The sequence below is a fragment of the Mesorhizobium sp. B2-3-10 genome (assembly GCF_006442275.1).
Taxonomy (GTDB): domain Bacteria; phylum Pseudomonadota; class Alphaproteobacteria; order Rhizobiales; family Rhizobiaceae; genus Mesorhizobium; species Mesorhizobium australicum.
In genome coordinates this window covers 458,729-475,418 of sequence record NZ_VFVT01000004.1, presented here as the reverse complement: position 1 = coordinate 475,418, position 16,690 = coordinate 458,729, and the positions used below count along the sequence as shown (strand labels likewise).

Annotated in this window: 13 protein-coding genes and 1 pseudogene; 11 read left to right on the top strand and 3 right to left on the bottom strand. The window is 60.5% G+C overall.

The features are described from left to right. Positions 1 to 18 precede the first annotated feature (18 nt). The 3 genes and pseudogenes from FJ943_RS14950 to FJ943_RS14940 all read right to left on the bottom strand — a co-directional run. The gene (locus tag FJ943_RS14950; RefSeq protein WP_140722499.1) at positions 19 to 1,332 is read right to left on the bottom strand and encodes a type II toxin-antitoxin system HipA family toxin; all 1,314 of its coding nucleotides are present in this window, start codon (positions 1,330 to 1,332) and stop codon (positions 19 to 21) included. Continuing rightward, on the bottom strand, positions 1,332 to 1,583 hold the full coding sequence (locus tag FJ943_RS14945; RefSeq protein ID WP_140620410.1) for a helix-turn-helix domain-containing protein: 252 nt from the start codon (positions 1,581 to 1,583) through the stop codon (positions 1,332 to 1,334). The genes FJ943_RS14950 and FJ943_RS14945 overlap by 1 nt, the downstream gene beginning before the upstream one ends. A 155-nt stretch (positions 1,584 to 1,738) precedes the next feature. Next, positions 1,739 to 2,232, bottom strand: a pseudogene (locus FJ943_RS14940) (helix-turn-helix domain-containing protein); the annotation flags it as partial. A 1,109-nt stretch (positions 2,233 to 3,341) separates the two neighbouring features. On the opposite strand from FJ943_RS14940, the gene FJ943_RS14935 reads away from it, so the two are divergent. The 11 genes from FJ943_RS14935 (at position 3,342) to FJ943_RS14885 (ending at position 16,689) form a co-directional block, all read left to right on the top strand. Next, complete coding sequence (locus tag FJ943_RS14935) at positions 3,342 to 4,259, top strand: MBL fold metallo-hydrolase (protein ID WP_140722496.1); 918 nt, start codon at positions 3,342 to 3,344, stop codon at positions 4,257 to 4,259. Positions 4,260 to 4,318: 59 nt separating this feature from the next. Further along, positions 4,319 to 4,531 carry a (2Fe-2S)-binding protein gene (locus FJ943_RS30010; RefSeq protein WP_140722493.1) on the top strand — a complete coding sequence of 71 codons (213 nt, stop codon included), beginning with the start codon at positions 4,319 to 4,321 and terminating at the stop codon, positions 4,529 to 4,531. A 550-nt stretch (positions 4,532 to 5,081) separates the two neighbouring features. Further along, complete coding sequence (locus FJ943_RS14925; RefSeq protein WP_140722490.1) at positions 5,082 to 5,840, top strand: SDR family oxidoreductase; 759 nt, start codon at positions 5,082 to 5,084, stop codon at positions 5,838 to 5,840. A gap of 58 nt (positions 5,841 to 5,898) precedes the next feature. Beyond that, the gene (locus tag FJ943_RS14920) at positions 5,899 to 6,330 is read left to right on the top strand and encodes a hypothetical protein (protein ID WP_140722487.1); all 432 of its coding nucleotides are present in this window, start codon (positions 5,899 to 5,901) and stop codon (positions 6,328 to 6,330) included. Then, the gene (locus tag FJ943_RS14915; protein ID WP_140722484.1) at positions 6,330 to 7,166 is read left to right on the top strand and encodes an alpha/beta hydrolase; all 837 of its coding nucleotides are present in this window, start codon (positions 6,330 to 6,332) and stop codon (positions 7,164 to 7,166) included. Before FJ943_RS14920 ends, FJ943_RS14915 begins: the two co-directional genes overlap by 1 nt. 90 nt (positions 7,167 to 7,256) lie before the next feature. Beyond that, positions 7,257 to 7,667 carry a cupin domain-containing protein gene (locus FJ943_RS14910; protein WP_140722481.1) on the top strand — a complete coding sequence of 137 codons (411 nt, stop codon included), beginning with the start codon at positions 7,257 to 7,259 and terminating at the stop codon, positions 7,665 to 7,667. Between the two features lie 36 nt (positions 7,668 to 7,703). Further along, positions 7,704 to 8,141 (top strand): CBS domain-containing protein, encoded by a 438-nt coding sequence (locus FJ943_RS14905; RefSeq protein ID WP_140722477.1) that lies wholly within the window; start codon positions 7,704 to 7,706, stop codon positions 8,139 to 8,141. A 906-nt stretch (positions 8,142 to 9,047) separates the two neighbouring features. After that, on the top strand, positions 9,048 to 10,349 hold the full coding sequence (locus tag FJ943_RS14900; protein ID WP_246671878.1) for an HlyD family secretion protein: 1,302 nt from the start codon (positions 9,048 to 9,050) through the stop codon (positions 10,347 to 10,349). Between the two features lie 142 nt (positions 10,350 to 10,491). After that, positions 10,492 to 12,102, top strand: coding sequence for an MDR family MFS transporter (locus FJ943_RS14895; protein WP_140722474.1), 1,611 nt, complete (start codon positions 10,492 to 10,494; stop codon positions 12,100 to 12,102). Positions 12,103 to 12,415: 313 nt separating this feature from the next. Further along, positions 12,416 to 16,051 (top strand): PAS domain-containing protein, encoded by a 3,636-nt coding sequence (locus FJ943_RS14890; protein WP_140722471.1) that lies wholly within the window; start codon positions 12,416 to 12,418, stop codon positions 16,049 to 16,051. Beyond that, entirely contained in the window at positions 16,048 to 16,689 is a 642-nt protein-coding gene (locus FJ943_RS14885; protein ID WP_140722468.1) for a response regulator, read from the top strand. The genes FJ943_RS14890 and FJ943_RS14885 overlap by 4 nt, the downstream gene beginning before the upstream one ends. The last annotated feature ends 1 nt before the right edge of the window (position 16,690 follow it).

Here is a 16,690-nt window from a genome sequence, read left to right as displayed (position 1 = left end):
GGGTGGTTCTTGTCCTACTCAGGACACCGCCTCTTCAAACGCCCTCAGCCGCGGTAGGGCGGCGGCACTGACGCTGGCGTGGATCGCTTCGGGAAAGTCACGAGGAAGGAGTTCAGTTACCCGGGTGAAGGCGCGTTCGCCACGTTCTGCGATATGCGCCATGGCCCCATTCACCACGCTGTCCGGCAGTTTGACCGCGGCGGCGGTCTGAAGGAAATGCCGCGGGTGAATTTGGTCTATCCGGTAGTTACGGTTCGTTCCCACTGCCATTGCCAGCTTCATCTGCTTGCGCGTGATCTGGTTCAAGTCGAGGCTCGGCTGAGCGGTTAGGATGTCGTAGAGCGGGGTCAGTTGGTAGCCGCCACCGGGCGCCAGAAACACGCTGAAATTCTTTGCGTGGCCGTCAGTCGCGCCTAGGATCCAGAACAACATCTGGGCGGCGAGGAAGGTCTTCTGGTCTTCTGCCGGCGTATCACTGCCTTTGAGGAGATTGAGGATTGCCGCCATGCCTGGCCCGCCCTCGTGTTGGTACTTGAGGGTCGGCGGCACAGAGAGGGCTTGGCAGCAGTCTTCCTGTGGAAGGCGGATGAGGCGTCCGCTCTCGGTCCAGCGTCGATCGAAGCGTTCGACGGCCAGCGCCTTGGTCTTGCCGAAGGTGGCAATGCGCGCCGTGTTGACGGGCAGGCCAAACGCTTCGGCCAGCGCCAGGCAGTAAAACTCGTTCTCGACGCTGTTGGTGAGGTCGATGCCGTTAGGCAGCGTGCCGATCTGCGTCTTGAAGATGTGTGTGGTGGGGGTGGTGCCGTGCGGTTTGAGCCACCGTCCGTCATGCCGGAGCAGGGCCGTCTTCTCCTGAGCGCCGGCGACAGAGATGCGGAAGTCATCATCGCGGCTCAAGCCGAGCGGAGCCTGTGCCAGGTTCTTGAGGAGTTTCTCAATCTCACCGTCATCGACGGCTTCGCCGCTGATAGCTTCGATATCTGGTAAGTCATCGTCTCCGGCAATGAATTGCAGTGCGCCCACGCAGTCGCGGCCAATCCGCGCCAGCAGGCTGTAGGCGTCTATACCCCGCGCGCCGACTTTCTCGGCCACACGGCGGCGCAGCGCGTCCGAGTCAGGCAGCAGATTTTCGAAAACGGCGTTGACGGGTTCACCCCGGTAGGCATCTTCGCGCAAAGGCAGGGAGAGGGAGACCGGAAACGCGCCCCGCCGCGCAAGCCAGTGATCCTCGTAGCGGAAGCGAACGGCGCCGCTGGACTCTTTGCTGAGCTGGCCGACAAGGCGGTTGTTCAGATAGACCCGCAACGGCACGTGAAGGGGCCGCCGACCCATCAGCTGAGCAGGTCTTCTATTTCAGAGGAGGACCGCTTGGAGCGCGGCGCGACTTGGAACTCCAGGTCGAGGGCTGCCAGCAAAGCCAGCACGCTGTCAAGTCGGGCGGCTGGGTTCCCGCTCTCAATAATGGAAACGGAGGGCTGCCGCATACCGGCACGATCGCCAAGCGCGGCTTGGCTGAGGCCTTTCTGCTTGCGAGCGCGGCGGATGGCATTTCCGATTTGCTCAGGGGTACGGGCGAGGACCATGCTCGAATTATGCGTCAGCTTCTATATTTTGTAAATATGTGTTAGATCGAATATCCTGAACTTATCTGCTAAGTCGGATATACGCAATTATCCAAGGAAGCGCATAACAGATGCTCCCACGGGAACCCCCTTAATGCCTCGGCTGATCGCGTCGCGATATAGACGAGCAAGGCGCATTTGGGGCCGCGGCTCTCGAACACCAATGGTGAGAGCCATCGATCTGCACGAGCTCGCCCAGACAGTCACGCCGACCGCGCGGCTGATGCAGTTGGCGCTTCCGCTCACGGCGTGAAGTCCAGATTCCGGCTTCCGTCATCCATTTGCGTAGTGTCTCGGTGCTGACGGCAATCTGGTGCCATTCAAGCAGCTTCTCTCGGGCGAGCGTCGGGCCGAAGTCCCGGTAGCGATCGCTTACCAGATCCAATGTGGTGTTGCGGAAATCCTCATCATGGCGTCGATTGCTCGGCCGACCGCGCTTCTTGGACGCCAGCCCGCCGGCGCCGTCCTGGTCATAGGCCTGCAACAGCCGGTGAACCTGACTGCGGCTGAGGTGAAGGAGCTCCGCTGCATGTACGACGCTCAGCCGTCGGTCGCGGATCTTCTGGATGGCTTCGAGACGATGCAGCTCTTTTTGCGACAAGGTGACCAAAGCATGACGGCTCCCGCAATAAGCCCGCCCTCACGCCAGGCTCTGTGAAGTCGCTAGCCTTCCTTTCCAGCTTCATGTTGACCAGCCTCGGAAGCGGGAACTGTCGCATCTCTAACTGGGGCAACTGTCGCATTACTAAATAGCTGCTAGAACTATTTGCGGCATAACATACAGAGTGGAACTCTCAGAAATCATTCAGCCGCTGTGATGTCCGGAATTATTTGGCATTTCATGGGGTTTACCAGTCCGGAATTAAGGGCCTCAGGTGTTCGGCCTATGCGGTTGAAAACAAGAAGGTTTTCAGGCCGAGGATTGGGGTTCCCGATCCAAGGACCGGGTTCTTACCAATGGCCTCAATGACAGTTAATTCTGGACTGGCATTAAGTGGTTGGATTTGCATGGAATCTAGTCGCCCTTGTTGGGAAACCCGCTTACGGTCGGCAGCGGATTGGTCAAGCCACGACCCCAGGATTGGTAAACCAAGGCCGCAGCCCTATCGGCCAAGGCCCGGCTCTCCCTTCCGCTGTCACCGGTCACTCTTCCACACCCTCGCGAAAAGAACTGCGGCCAATGGCTGACATCCGTACGGCTTCCTGAGGCTGCGTGGAGATCCAAGGTTTGGCTGTCACGCCAGGGATAACTCGAGCTGCTAACCGACCAGTACTCCAGAAGTCGGCGCGCGGGATCGACAACGACGCTGGCCACGCCGAGCTGTGCGGTCGAGCAGATGTCCGTTGCGCAGCGCCGTCACTAATCGTGCCGACCTGTCCGTCGGCGCGCTTCGCCGCGCTCGACATTGCCCGATCGACCAGCGTGCCGACCCAAGTCATGTAAGAACGCTCTGTCGAGGGCGCGCATGCAGTCGACTGCATGAACGCAGGGACGACTGATACCGCAGCATAGGATGTGATCTGATCACCCGTGCTCCCGGCAGCTCCGCCATGGACCTTCGCATTGCCCGATCGATACCTCCGTTCGATGGTCGCGCAGACGACCGCGGCGCAATCTCATCTGCACGCCGGGTGGCAGTCCATGGAGGCACGTGCCAATCCACGGGAGACAGCGGCGGTGGCGGCCGATGCGGTCGTGGCGATCAACAGGAGACAAACATGAGCCTGCAGGAAATTTCACGCTCCGGTCAACCGGTAACCGACGAGCTTGTTCCGTCGCGCTACGCACTGAAGGTCGGCGAGATTGACGTACTGATTGTCAGCGATGGAATCTTACCAATTCCATCCCAGACCATCGCATACAACGTCGACCCGTCTGTCCGGAGAGCCTGGCTGGAGGACGAGTTCCTCTCGCCGGAGACGCTCGAGTGGCCGCTGAACGTGGTCGTGGTGCGCAGCGGCAACCAGACCATACTCGTCGACGCTGGGCTAGGGGCGGATCCGGACTTGCATCTGCCGCGGGCCGGGCAGTTGATCCATCGACTGGAGGCAGCCGGTATCGATCTCGCATCGGTGACCGACGTGGTGCTGACCCACATGCACATGGACCACATTGGCGGCCTGCTCATCGATGGAGTGAAGGAGCGGCTGCGTCCGGATCTGCGGATTCACGTAGCGGCCGCTGAGCTCAAATTCTGGGAGTCGCCCGATTTCTCGCGCGTCTCCATGCCGGAGGGGTTTCCGGATGCGCTTCGGCGGGCGGCCAAGCGGTTCGCGAACGAATACCGCAGCCAGTTGCGTCCGTTCGATCAGGAGTACGAAGTGGCGCCGGGTGTAGTCGTTCGTCGCACTGGCGGCCACACCCCCGGGCACAGCGTGGTCCGCCTGGCGTCCGGCGGCGACCGGCTGACGTTCGCGGGGGATCTCGTGTTCCAGGTCGGATTCGATCATCCCGACTGGCACAATGGCTTCGAACACGACCCCGAGGAGGCGGCGCGCGTGCGCGTCAGTCTTATGCGGGAGCTTGCGGCGAACCGCGAGCCCCTAGTGGCCACTCACCTGCCGTTTCCGTCAGTCTGTCATGTGGCGGTTCACGGCGACGCCTTTCGTTGCGTACCGGCCGTCTGGGACTACTAGCCGCCTGCCGAGTGAGGGCAGAACCACCCTAGATCGGGTCGCCTTCGAGAAGCATCGCCATGATCATCTGTTCATGCAATGTGTTGAGCGATCTGGATGTCCGCTCCGTCGTCGAGGCGGAGCGGACACGTTCGATCAGTCATGTCTATGGCTGTCTTTGCAGCCCCAAGTGCGGCCGTTGCGCGCGCACTGTCCGCCGCCTCATCGATGAGGCGCTCGGTTGCGCGCGTGCGCAGTCCTGCGACGGCTGTGGGCTGTCCTCGCCATCCTGACTTGGCCGCCGCAGGCTTTCGTTGACAAATGGGTACACAGGTGCCGCCGCTCTGCAAAGTGCGCGAGGATTCGGCTCGCTACAGTACAACCGCGACCGCAAGGGGAACCCCGCAATATTTTCTACAGTGTTGAACATCCGACCTGTATCCGTGCTGCCAACAGCAGCGGGCGCGGGGAAATCTGACCCGAAGCCGACGCAAGTTTTTCCACGACGCGAAAGGCAGCATTGCATTGCGCCTCGGTCGAAGGATTCAACTTTTTTCCACTGACGAGAGCCCCACTGCCGTCCTGGCTTCCTGAATGCGGCCCCGTACTGCTCGCTGCCAGCATGCCGGCTTGGCTAGCACGCAACTCACTGTCTCCTTGCTGACTAAAGACCCCAATCCAGGGAAGCATCTATCCTAGACCTTCGCATCGCATGGTCGATGCCTCCGTTCGATAGCCCCGACATGCAGCCCCGATGCATTGTCTGGAACGAAGACAGCTGACGCGATGGGCCCTTGGCCGCTCGATCAGACAGTCCTGAAACGCGAACGAGGAGGTTTTATCATGAAGATCGTCGTCATTGGTGGCACGGGGCTGATCGGGTCGAAGACAGTCGAGAAGCTGCGCAGGAAGGGCCATGAAGTAGTCGCCGCGTCGCCGAACGGCGGCGTCAACACGATCACCGGCGAGGGCCTCGCCGAAACGCTTGCCGGAGCGCATACCGTCATCGACCTGGCGAATTCGCCGTCCTTTGAAGACAAGGCCGTTCTGGAGTTCTTCGAGACTTCGGGCCGCAACTTGCTCGCAGCCGAGAAGGTAGCGGGTGTGAAGCACCACATCGCCCTTTCGATCGTCGGGGCCGAGCGTTTGCCCGAGAGCGGCTATATGCGCGCGAAAATGGCTCAGGAAAAGCTCATCCGAGGTTCCGGCATCCCCTACACCATCGTCCACTCCACGCAGTTTTTCGAGTTTCTGGGCGGCATCGCCCAGTCAGGAACAGTCGGAGACATCACAACAGTTTCGAGTGCCTATTTTCAGCCAATCGCGTCTGGCGACGTCGCGGAAATCATGACAGATGTCGCGCTCTCCCCGCCGGTCGACGGCGTCATCGAGATCGCAGGCCCGGAACCGATCCGCATGAGTGAGCTGGTCGCGCGGTTTCTGAAGGCGACGAACGATCCGCGCAAAGTAAACGCGGATCCGAACGCGCAATATTTTGGCACGCGGCTGGACGACCGCTCGCTCGTGCCAGGCGACCATCCGCGCATCGGTACAACGCGCTTCGAAGATTGGTTCAAGAACGCTCCGCTCCAGCGGCATTGATGTGCTGGGCGCGTCCTCGATGCCGCGTCCTTCAAGCTAAAATCAGCAGCAGTACAACATGCCGACAAACAAGAAAGAAGAAAATCAGATGGCATACCACGTCAAAGAGCAAGCGATGGCAAACGGCCTCACCGGCTTTTACGTCTACAACGACGACAAGTACGTCGCCGGGCCTTGGATCGAAGGTTGGGAGGCGGAGCATTACATCGAAAATCTGACTGAAGGCCGCTACATGGCCAAAGCAGACCGTACGACCGTCATGCGCGGCCGCAGGAGCAACGGCAAACTGGTACTGCGCGATCAGCATGAACATCGCCCCAGCGATGTAGGCGACATCGAAGACGATTTGGTTCGCCGAGCGTCCCGTCGCGATGTCCCCTTGGGCGTTTTTGGCGCCGCGGTCGCGGCCGGCCCGTCGCGAACGGTGCGCGCTCAGGCGCCGGACCACCAGGTTTTTCATCTTCCAAGGCAAGCAAGGGAACAACGATAATGGGCGTGATCAACTCCAGTGACGGCACGGAAATCTACTTCAAGGATTGGGGCTCCAAGGATGCCCAGCCGATCGTATTCCACCACGGGTGGCCTTTGAGCGGCGACGATTGGGATGCGCAGATGCTCTATTTTCTTGGCAAGGGTTACCGCGTCATCGCCCATGACCGGCGCGGTCATGGCCGCTCGGCACAGGTGAGCGAAGGTCACGACATGGATCACTACGCCGCCGATGCCGCCGCCGTGGTCGAGCATCTCGAGTTGCGAAATGCGATCCATATCGGTCACTCCACCGGCGGTGGCGAAGCTACCCACTACGTCGCGCAGCACGGTCAGCGTCAGGGTCGTGTCGCGAAGCTCGTGCTTATCGGCGCCGTGCCGCCAATCGTGGTGAAGACCCGTGCCAATCCAGGTGGCCTGCCAATCGAAGTTTTCGACGGCTTGCGCAAGGCGCTCGCCGGCAATCGGGCGCAGTTCTATCTCGATTTCGCTAGCGGTCCTTTCTACGGGTTCAACCGGCCGGGCGCGAAGCCAATTCCTAGTGTCATCGAAAACTGGTGGCGGCAGGCGATGATGGGCGGCGCCAAAGCGCAGTATGACGGCATCAAGGCCTTTTCGGAGACCGACTTCACCGAAGATCTCAAGGCCATCGATGTGCCAACGCTCGTGATGCACGGCGATGACGATCAGATCGTTCCGATCGCAGACTCGGCACTGTTGTCGGCGAAGCTGCTGAAGAGCGGGACACTCAAGGTCTACGAGAAATTCCCACACGGGATGTGCACGACCCATGCCGACACCGTGAATCCCGACCTGCTCGCTTTCATCAGGTCTTAGGCTCGCGCCGCGTTCCCCCAGCGAGAGCCTGATCGCCGGCCGGCCCTCCCATCGGCCGGCGATCCCCCTTCACAAACAGGAGCCAAGACAATGATCAGAACGACCCTCGTCATCGCTGCCGTCGCAGCCATCTCCGTCACCGCCGCCCTGGCCGACGATTCGCACGGTCCCAAAGCCACGCTGGTCTACGACCAGCCTTTGCCCAACGTGCCAGGCAAGAGCATCAAGGGCGTGCTCGTCGAATATGGGCCTGGCGGAAGTTCCGAGGCGCATACCCACGCAAAGTCGGCTTTCATCTATGCCACGGTCCTGGAGGGAGCAATCAATACCCAGGTCAACCACGGTCCGGTGAAGACATATCGCGCCGGCGAAAATTTTTCTGAGTTTCCAGGTGATCACCACACCTTCGAGGAGAATGCCAGCAAGACGGAACCCGCGCGCATGCTTGCCGTATTCGTTGTCGATACGAACGACACCAACCTGACTACAGTCGAAAAGTGAGCTCGACATAGCAAGGCAATCCTTCGGAGGTCTTTGATGCAGATCGAACAACTCAACGCGATGACGAAGGCTCGGCTGATGGTGATCGACGCCAGCGCGGCGGTGCAAGCCGCCGCCTTGTCACTTTCGAAGCCCGGTATTGGCCTTGTCGTTGTGTGCGACGACAATGGAGCGGCGGCGGGAGTTCTAAGCAAATCCGATCTCATCCGCCACCTCACCAGCCGAGAATCGCCAGCGCCGCCGGCATCGGCCCTCATGACCAGCCCAATCGTGTCATGCGGTCCGCAGGATGATCTCCACACCGCCTACCAGACCATGGCTTCGCGAAGCTTGCAAAACCTCCCCGTGCTCGACGTCGGCGCAAAGCCTATCGGCGTGTTGGACATACGCGATGCGATGAGAGCTCTTTTCCGCGAGGAAGAGGTGGAGGAGCAAATGCTCTTCAACTACGTCACCGGGGTTGGATATCGCTAGCTATCGCCGTGCGGTGTTCAACGGTTAGCGTGCGCGAGATCGGCCGAGCGCGCGGATTGGCGCAGTTGCGCGATTCGCTATGCGTCGGCGCGTCGAACCGAATGCGCGGCATGAGCATCAACGTGCGCTGCCTAGACCGGCATCAGGAACACATGCCGATTTGGCAGACTGTGTGCCGCCCCAAGAGGAAATACGCTTCAATAGGACGACATCGCGCTAACCGACGCTCTGACGAACCTGGCGTAACTGTTGGTCGCGACGCCTTCGCCAAAGTAATTGATCGGCTATTCGGCCGTCGGTTGGAACGATTGTTCGTCCTGAGAAGCAGGTTTCGCTGAAACTACCCATTGTGTCAGTCTATCCAATTAAAATAACGCCGCTGTCAGTTTGGATTGCGGATCCTGTACGTTGGAACAGATGCTTTTTTTATCGGATATTTTCAAAATGTATTTCGAGCCGTGTCAACCGGACGAGACGGGGAGGACGAATGCAGGGGTTTTTCCGATTTCTCTCTGCAGCCAACGAAGAGGCAGGCGAGCGTCTTACCTGTCCGGCTTCCTAGTTCCAGCGAGGGGCATTCTGTTCCCCACTGGCTACACACCTTTGACGGAGGAAAGCAATGCGCAGTCTCATTGGAATGCCGTCGCACCGCGCCTATCTGGCCGCGCCAGCTTTCGTCCGGCCGGTCGTTGCAATGTCAGGATTCATGCCGCCGGCATGCGCGGCCCGCGAATTCATTTTCGCCATTCTTCAAACCCGATCTCCAATGCATTCGGGGCGCAGGACCGGCATACTCGCGCCGCGCCATCATTGCCGTGAGGCAGGCGTCATGACCCTTAAGGGTACGCGTATCGGACCTTCTTGGGCAGTATCGCCGTTCCAACCGCAACCCTCGTGAAAAGCACCATGAACGCCAGGACCAGTGAGATGTCCGAGATGCCTGCGACCACCAGCTTTCCCAACGCACCCGAGGCGGCGCTTCAGCAGCAGCCGGCGGCCCTCGTCGAGCAACCGGCTCGGCCCTCTGCGGAACAGCCGGGCCGCTTGCCGGTTTCCACGAGTGCTACTCCAGACGGCGTCGTCGCGCCTGCGTCCGGGCGCCGTCGCTTGAAGCGAATCGCATTCGCGACAGTGCTTCTGGCCACCGCAATTGCGGCAGGTTATTGGGGCTACGGCTACTGGACCAAGGGCCAGTACCTGGTGTCGACCGACGACGCCTATCTAAAGGCCGACTACACAACTGTGGCGCCGAAGATATCGGGGTACATCGCCGCCGTGCTGGTGCATGATAACCAGGCGGTCGAGGCCGGGCAGATCCTTGCCCGCATTGACGATCGCGACTTCCGTGCCGCGCTTGCCCAGGCGGATGCCGAGGTAAAGGCCGCCGAGGCGGCCGTCCGTAACCTCGACGCACAGATTGCGCTCCAGCATTCGCTGATCGAGCAGGCAAGGGCGACCGTCGCCGCAACGCAGGCCTCGCTGACGTTCGCCAGCGCCGATGCCGAGCGTTACACGACGCTAGCTAAAAGTGGCACCGGCACTGCCCAGAAGGCCCAAGCAAGCCGCGCCCAAGCCGACCAGCTCGTCGCCGGTCTACGGCGCGACGAGGCTTCGGTGGCAGCCGCGCAGGCGAAGATCAGCGTGCTCGCCACCGAGCGCGACAGTGCCGTGGCCCAAGAGGACCGTGCCGAGGCAACCGCAGAGCAGGCCCGGTTGAACCTTTCCTACGCTACGATCACGGCACCGGTCGACGGCACCGTCGGCGCGCGCACGGTTAGGATCGGGCAATATGTGGGATCAGGCACACAACTGATGGCCGTCGTGCCGATGGATGCCGTCTACGTTGTCGCCAACTTCAAGGAGACGCAGCTCGCTCATGTCCGTGACGGTCAGCCGGTGCGCGTTACCGTCGACGGCCTCCCGGACGTCCAACTGAAGGGGCATGTCGACAGTCTGTCACCGGCGAGCGGCCTGGAGTTCGCGCTGCTGCCGCCCGACAACGCAACGGGTAATTTCACCAAGATCGTGCAACGCATCCCGGTGAGAATCGCTGTCGACAATCACGAGTTCGGTGGGCTGCTCAGAGCTGGCATGTCCGTCGAGCCGACCATTGACACCAAGGCAACCGTTCTGGGTGAAGCAAGAAAGTTCGCCCTGTCCAATACGCTCGCCCGGAACCAAGAGGCTGCTGCCGTCGGCACTCGATAGAAAAGGGCCGAGTGCTCCGAGCCCAGCCGAGCTTACCAGAAACACCAAACGGCGGTGGGAGCTGACACCCTATGCACCGTTCGCGTGATGATCGACACGGGCTGTCGGGCCTATTAATCCATCCGCTCAAGGAGCCGCAACCATGACCGCCGTCGTTTCGTCGCTCCCACCCGCGGCCCGCGCCCAGAACGCCGCCGCGACTGCTGGTGCCGCCAGTTCGGCGAGGGTCTGGGTGGCGGTCGTTGGTTCTGCCCTTGGCGCATTCATGGCCGTACTCAACATCCAGATCGTCAATGCTTCGCTTGCGGACATCCAGGGGGCGATTGGGGCCGGCATCGACGACGGCGGCTGGATCTCGACGTCCTACCTCATCGCCGAAATTGTGGTGATCCCGTTGACCGGCTGGCTGTCCCAGGTCTTTTCGCTGCGCACATATCTGATCACCAATGCTGTGCTGTTCCTCACGTTCTCGGTCGCCTGCGCCTTTGCCGCCAACCTCGGTCAGATGATCGTTTTGAGAGCGATCCAGGGTTTTACCGGCGGCGTGCTCATCCCGCTCGCCTTCACCATCGTCATCACACTGCTCCCGAAAACCAAGCAGCCGATCGGCCTGGCGCTGTTCGCACTGTCGGCTACATTCGCGCCGGCGATTGGCCCGACTATCGGCGGATATCTCACCGAAAACTGGGGCTGGCAGTACATCTTCTACGTCAACCTGGTGCCCGGCGCGCTCATGGTCGGCATGCTGTGGTTCTCGCTCGACCGCCAGCCGATGCAGCTTGGCCTTCTCGGCAAAGGCGACTGGTCGGGCATCGCCACAATGGCCCTCGGCCTCGCCGCGCTGCAGACGGTGCTGGAGGAAGGCAACAAGGACGACTGGTTTGGCTCGCCCTTTATCGCGCGCCTGGCGATCGTTGCGGCCGTGTCGTTGGCTGTGTTCGTCTGGATTGAGCTCACCTCGAGCCACCCGCTGTTGAACCTCAGGCTGCTGGTCCGCCGCAACTTCGGGTTCGGCATCCTCGCCAACTTCCTGCTCGGCGTCGCGCTCTACGGTTCGGTCTTCATCGTGCCAGTCTACCTCGCCCGTATTCAGGGGTACAATTCCGAACAGATCGGCATGGTGCTTGCCTGGACCGGCCTGCCTCAGCTCGTGCTGATCCCGCTGGTGCCTGGTCTCATGAAGCGTTTCGACATCCGCCTCGTCATCGCGTTCGGCTTTGCCCTGTTTGCCGCGTCCAACTTCATGAACATCCATATGAGCGGAGCATATGCCAGCGACCAGCTGTTCTGGCCGAACATCGTGCGCGCTATCGGCCAGGCCCTTATATTGGCACCGCTTTCGGCGATCGCCACAGCAGGCATCGAGAATGAGAATGCCGGCTCGGCCTCGGCCCTTTTCAACATGACCCGCAATCTCGGCGGCGCCGTCGGCATCGCGCTGCTGCAAACCTTCCTCACCAAACGCGAGCAGTACCATTCGAACGTGCTGGTCCAATCGGTGTCGGTGTTTCAGGAGGCAACCCGCGTCCGCATCGCGCGGCTCACGGCTTACTTCCTCTCGCATGGTGTCGACGACCACGCACTCGCCGCACAAAAAGCAGTTCTTGCGATCGCGGTTAGAGTCCGCCAGCAGGCCTACGTCATGGCCTTCAACGACATGTTCTTCCTGCTTGGCGTTAGCTTGACGATCGCGTTGGCGGCGGTCCTGCTGCTGGAGAAGCCCGGCCACATTGCAGCCGGCGGCGCCCACTGAGTTGCCCCAATCAACGAGATTGATGAGCCCGGGGGCCGCTGAGCGGACGGGAAAGTGTCCGTTCAAATCTTGGCTCAAGTCTGCGATTGTCGCGATAAAGGTATAGGAATTCGCGCTCCTATCAGCAGGGAACCCCGAACGCTACCAGAGAGCAATTCGCTGGTGTGTGTCCCTAGTGTGCAATGCATGGATTTCCATAGGATGCGGCTTTGGCACGGGGGCACTAGGATGAGGTGTGAATTCGCGAGCCCAGATTTGGTGGTATACCAGCGCTGACGGTCCTTACGCCGTCGATGCCAGGCAGGAGAAGCCGATGATGCGCGTCTGGTCGCACCGTCCCAAATTCTTGTATTTAGGACTTTTTTTCGCGGCTTATGTCCTAGGCTGCGGATTTGCTCAGTTGCTCGCAATCGTACCTGGAACAACCATTTCCGTTTGGCCACCGAGCGGACTTTTCATCGCCACGCTTGTCCTTGCCTCTAGGCGCAGCTGGCCATGGTGGGTGATGGTAGGCTGTCTAGCCGAACTGTTCAGCAATTTCGTGTGGTTCCATAGTCCTTTGCCAGCGGCCTTGCTGATCTATAGCGGCAACGCTTTTGAGGCGATGGTCGGGGCTTGGCTCGTGAACCGGACAAGCAAGCGGCTGGGGGAACTGGAAAGCGTACGGGATGTTCTCGCATTCGTCGTGCTTGCCGCTGGAATTGCGCCAGTAGTAAGCGCGACGGTAGGAAGCGCCACACTTGCCTGGTTTGACATGCAATCACAAACCTTCACGGGGGCTTGGCCCCTATGGTGGATTGGGGACGCCACCGGGGTTCTGATCGTAGCGCCGCTTGCATTGGTTGTATTCCAAAACTGGCGAGCCAGGGGGCACCTTTCGGCGACGCGATGGGTGGAAGTTTGCGTCCTGGGGCTAATCTTTCTGGGTGTCGCCGCACTTTCTTTGAGCAGTTATTTGCCCTTCGCGTATATTATTATGCCGCCGCTTCTTTGGGCCGCGGTGCGCTTCGAATTCAAGGGCGCCGCCGTCGCCTTGACTGTTCTTGCTCTGATCACAGCGGTATTCACAGTCTTCGGCGCGGGCGAGTTTGCCGGTGATCCGGCAGCCCTGAAGCACAACCAGATCATGCTGCAGCTTTTCCTGGGGGGCTCGGCATTTTCAGCACTCATCGTGGCCGCCATATCCCGACAGCACCAGCTGGCGCTGCTCACATTACGTGAAAGCGTGGAGGCGCTGCGCGACCGCGAGCGCGAACTCTCGCTGCTCGTGGACATGGTCCCGAGTCATGTTTGGCGACTGACGCCCGAAGGCGAGCCGACTTTCTTCAATAAGCGAATGGTCGATTTCCTCGGCCTGAATGTCGCCGATTTGGATAAACCCGAGATGAACAGGCTCGAAGCGGTTATGGAGACGGTCCATCCAGACGACACAACAGCTTTCGGCGGTTCACTCCGTCGCTGCCTTGACACCGGCGAGAGCTTCGCGATGCGATATCGCCTGCGTCGCGCCGACGGCGTCTACCATTGGATGTCGAGCCGTGCGGACCCGCTGCGGGACCAGCAAGGACGCATCGTCCAGTGGTACGGTTTGTGCCATGATATAGACGATCAAGTGCAGGCCGAAGAGGCGCTGCGACGGAGCGAGCGGCAGCTCCAAGAGATGGTCGACGCCGTGCCTATCCGTATCTGGAGTGCGACGCCCTCGGGTGGGCCGGTCTACTTCAACAAGCGATACCAGGACCATTTCCGCTCGGTCATCGCGAACTTCGAAGCTCGCGAGGCGCCCCGCATCGAAGAATTGCTGCAAGAGCTGATCCACCCCGGGGATGCTCCCGAGGTGCAACGTACGTTGCGGAATTGTTTCGACACTGGCGGCGGCTCCGCGATGAGGTTTCGTTGGCGTGAGAAGGATGGCACCTATCGCTGGGCGGAGTGTAGGTTGGAGCCTCGGCGTGATGAAAACGGAGCGGTTGTGCAATGGTACGGAGTTTCTCTCGACATTGACGACGAAGTGCGCGCGCAAGAGGCGTTGCGCGATCGGGAGCGTGAGCTCTCGCAGCTCGTCGACATGGTGCCGGTCCAGATCAGGCGTATGACTCCCGACGGCGAGCCGACCTTCTTTAATAAGCGCTTGCTGGACTTTTTCGGTCTCGATGACGTGCCGGCTTTGGACAAGCCGGGCATGAGCCGGCTAGCTGCAATCATATGGACCCTCGTCCATCCCGATGATGCGGCCAGCCTGCTGGGGACGGCCCGCCACGCCTTCGCCACCGGAGAGCCGTTCTCCGCGAAATATCGTATGCGCCGTGCGGACGGCGTGTATCGCTGGGTTGATGGCCGCGGGGAACCGCTGCGAGATCAAAGCGAAGCGATCGTGCAATGGTACGTAGTTTCCATCGACATCGACGATGAGATGCGCGCACAGGAAGCGCTGCGCGAGCGGGAGCGGGAACTCTCGCAACTCGTGGATATGGTTCCGAGCCTGCTCTGGCGGTTGAGTCCGGAGGGGGAACCGACGTTCTTCAACAAGCGCCTGATAAATTATCTCGGCCTGGACACAGCAGATGCTGACAAGGCGGGCATGAGCCGGCTGACGGCCTTCATGGAAGCTGCGGTCCATCCCGATGATGCAACCAGCCTTAAGGAAGCGCTCAACCATTCTTTCGCCACCGGCGAACGCTTCACCAAGAAGTATCGCCTGCGGCGTGCGGACGGCGTCTTTCGCTGGGTGGAAGGCACCGCGGAGCCGTTGAGGGATGAGAGGGGGCGCATCGCCCAGTGGTACGGGCTCTCGCATGATGTCGACGATCAGCTGCGCATTGAGGAGGCGCTACACGAGAGAGAACGCTCTCTCTGGCAGCTCGTTGAAACGCTACCGGCAATGATCGATTGCGCCGCGCCAGATGGCGAGCCAAGATATCGCAGCCAGCAGCTCCGCGAATTCCTCGGCTATCCCCTTGAAGAATTGGACGGAACTGGAAAGTCCCGGTTGGCCGGTACACTCGATGCGGGTGTTCATCCCGACGACCTAGCGGGTGTCAAAGACAGATATGCCCATTCGTTGTCCACTGGCGAGCCGTACGCGCGCAAGCACCGCCTGAGGCGTTTCGACGGCGAATATCGTTGGGTCGAGACGCGTGCCGCGCCGATGCTCAACGCCGAAGGTGCCATTGTGCAGTGGAACGTGATCTGCCTGGACATCGATAGCGAGGTTCGCGCGCAAGAAGAGTTGCGTTTGGCGCGAGAGAGCCTCGCCCGCGCGAGCCAGGCGGCGAGCCTCGCCGAGCTCTCAGCCTCGATCGCGCATGAGGTCAATCAACCCTTGGCGGCTGTGGTGGCTAACTCGCACGCGTGCCAGCGATGGCTTATGGCGGAGCCGCCAAACATCGAGCGGGCGCAGAAAACGGTCGAGCGGATCATCCGCGATGCAAATGCCGCCGCCGACGTTGTTAGCCGCATCCGAGCCCTGTTCAAGTCATCCGCCGAGACGCGGAGCTCCATGGCGCTCAACGGTGTGATAGCCGAAGCGCTGGATCTTATGGCCGAGGAGGCGGCGCGGCATCGTGTCCGCCTCGATACAGATATCGAGCGGGATCTTCCGCTCGTGGCGCTCGATCGTATCCAGATTCAGCAGGTGCTGATTAATCTGATGCGCAACGCCACCGAAGCAATGGATTCCACTGGGCAAGCCAGGGTTCTCGGTGTGCGCGTGCGCCGGATTGGGAATGCGATCCAAACCGAGATTAGTGATCGCGGCTGGGGCATCGAGTTCCCGGACAAGATCTTCGAGCCGTTTTTTACGACGAAACAACATGGGATGGGTATGGGCTTGGCGATCTGCCGATCGATCGTCGAGTCGCACGGCGGGCGCTTGTGGGTCGAGAAGAACGAGCCGCACGGCGCTAAGTTCATCTTTACCTTGCCGGTTGAAGCGAAAGTGGCGGCATGACGACGGATGACCAAATCGTGTTCATCGTGGACGACGATGCGCGCATTCGGGAAGCTCTCGTAGAGTTGTTGGCCTCACACGACATGCGCTCCGTCGCGTTCGAATCGGCCAGTGATTATGTGATCGCCGACAAGCCGAACGTCCCAGCCTGCCTGATCCTTGATGTCGAGTTGCCGGATATCAACGGCCTCGATCTGCAAGGGCAGATCGCGGAAGCGGATCATGCACCAATCGTTTTCATAACTGGACATGGCGACATCCCGTCCTCGGTGCGTGCCATCAAGCACGGCGCCGTGGACTTCCTGACGAAGCCTTTCAGTGATGCGGACCTGATGGCTGCAATCCATGCGGCGATCAACCTCGATCGCGGAAAGAGATCAGAGCGCGCCGAATTCGGCATGCTGAGGCAACGCTATCTCGACCTGACGCCGCGCGAACGTGAGGTGTTGCCGCTCGTGGTGAGCGGTCTTCTTAACAAGCAGGCAGCAGCTGAGCTGGGAATCAGCGAGGTCACGCTACAAATCCACAGAAGGAATGTGATGCAGAAAATGGTGGCGGCGTCGCTGGCCGATCTCGTGCGTATAGCGGAACGATTGGAAATACCGATCACTCACTCGCGCCGAGCCGGAGGGAGCTGAG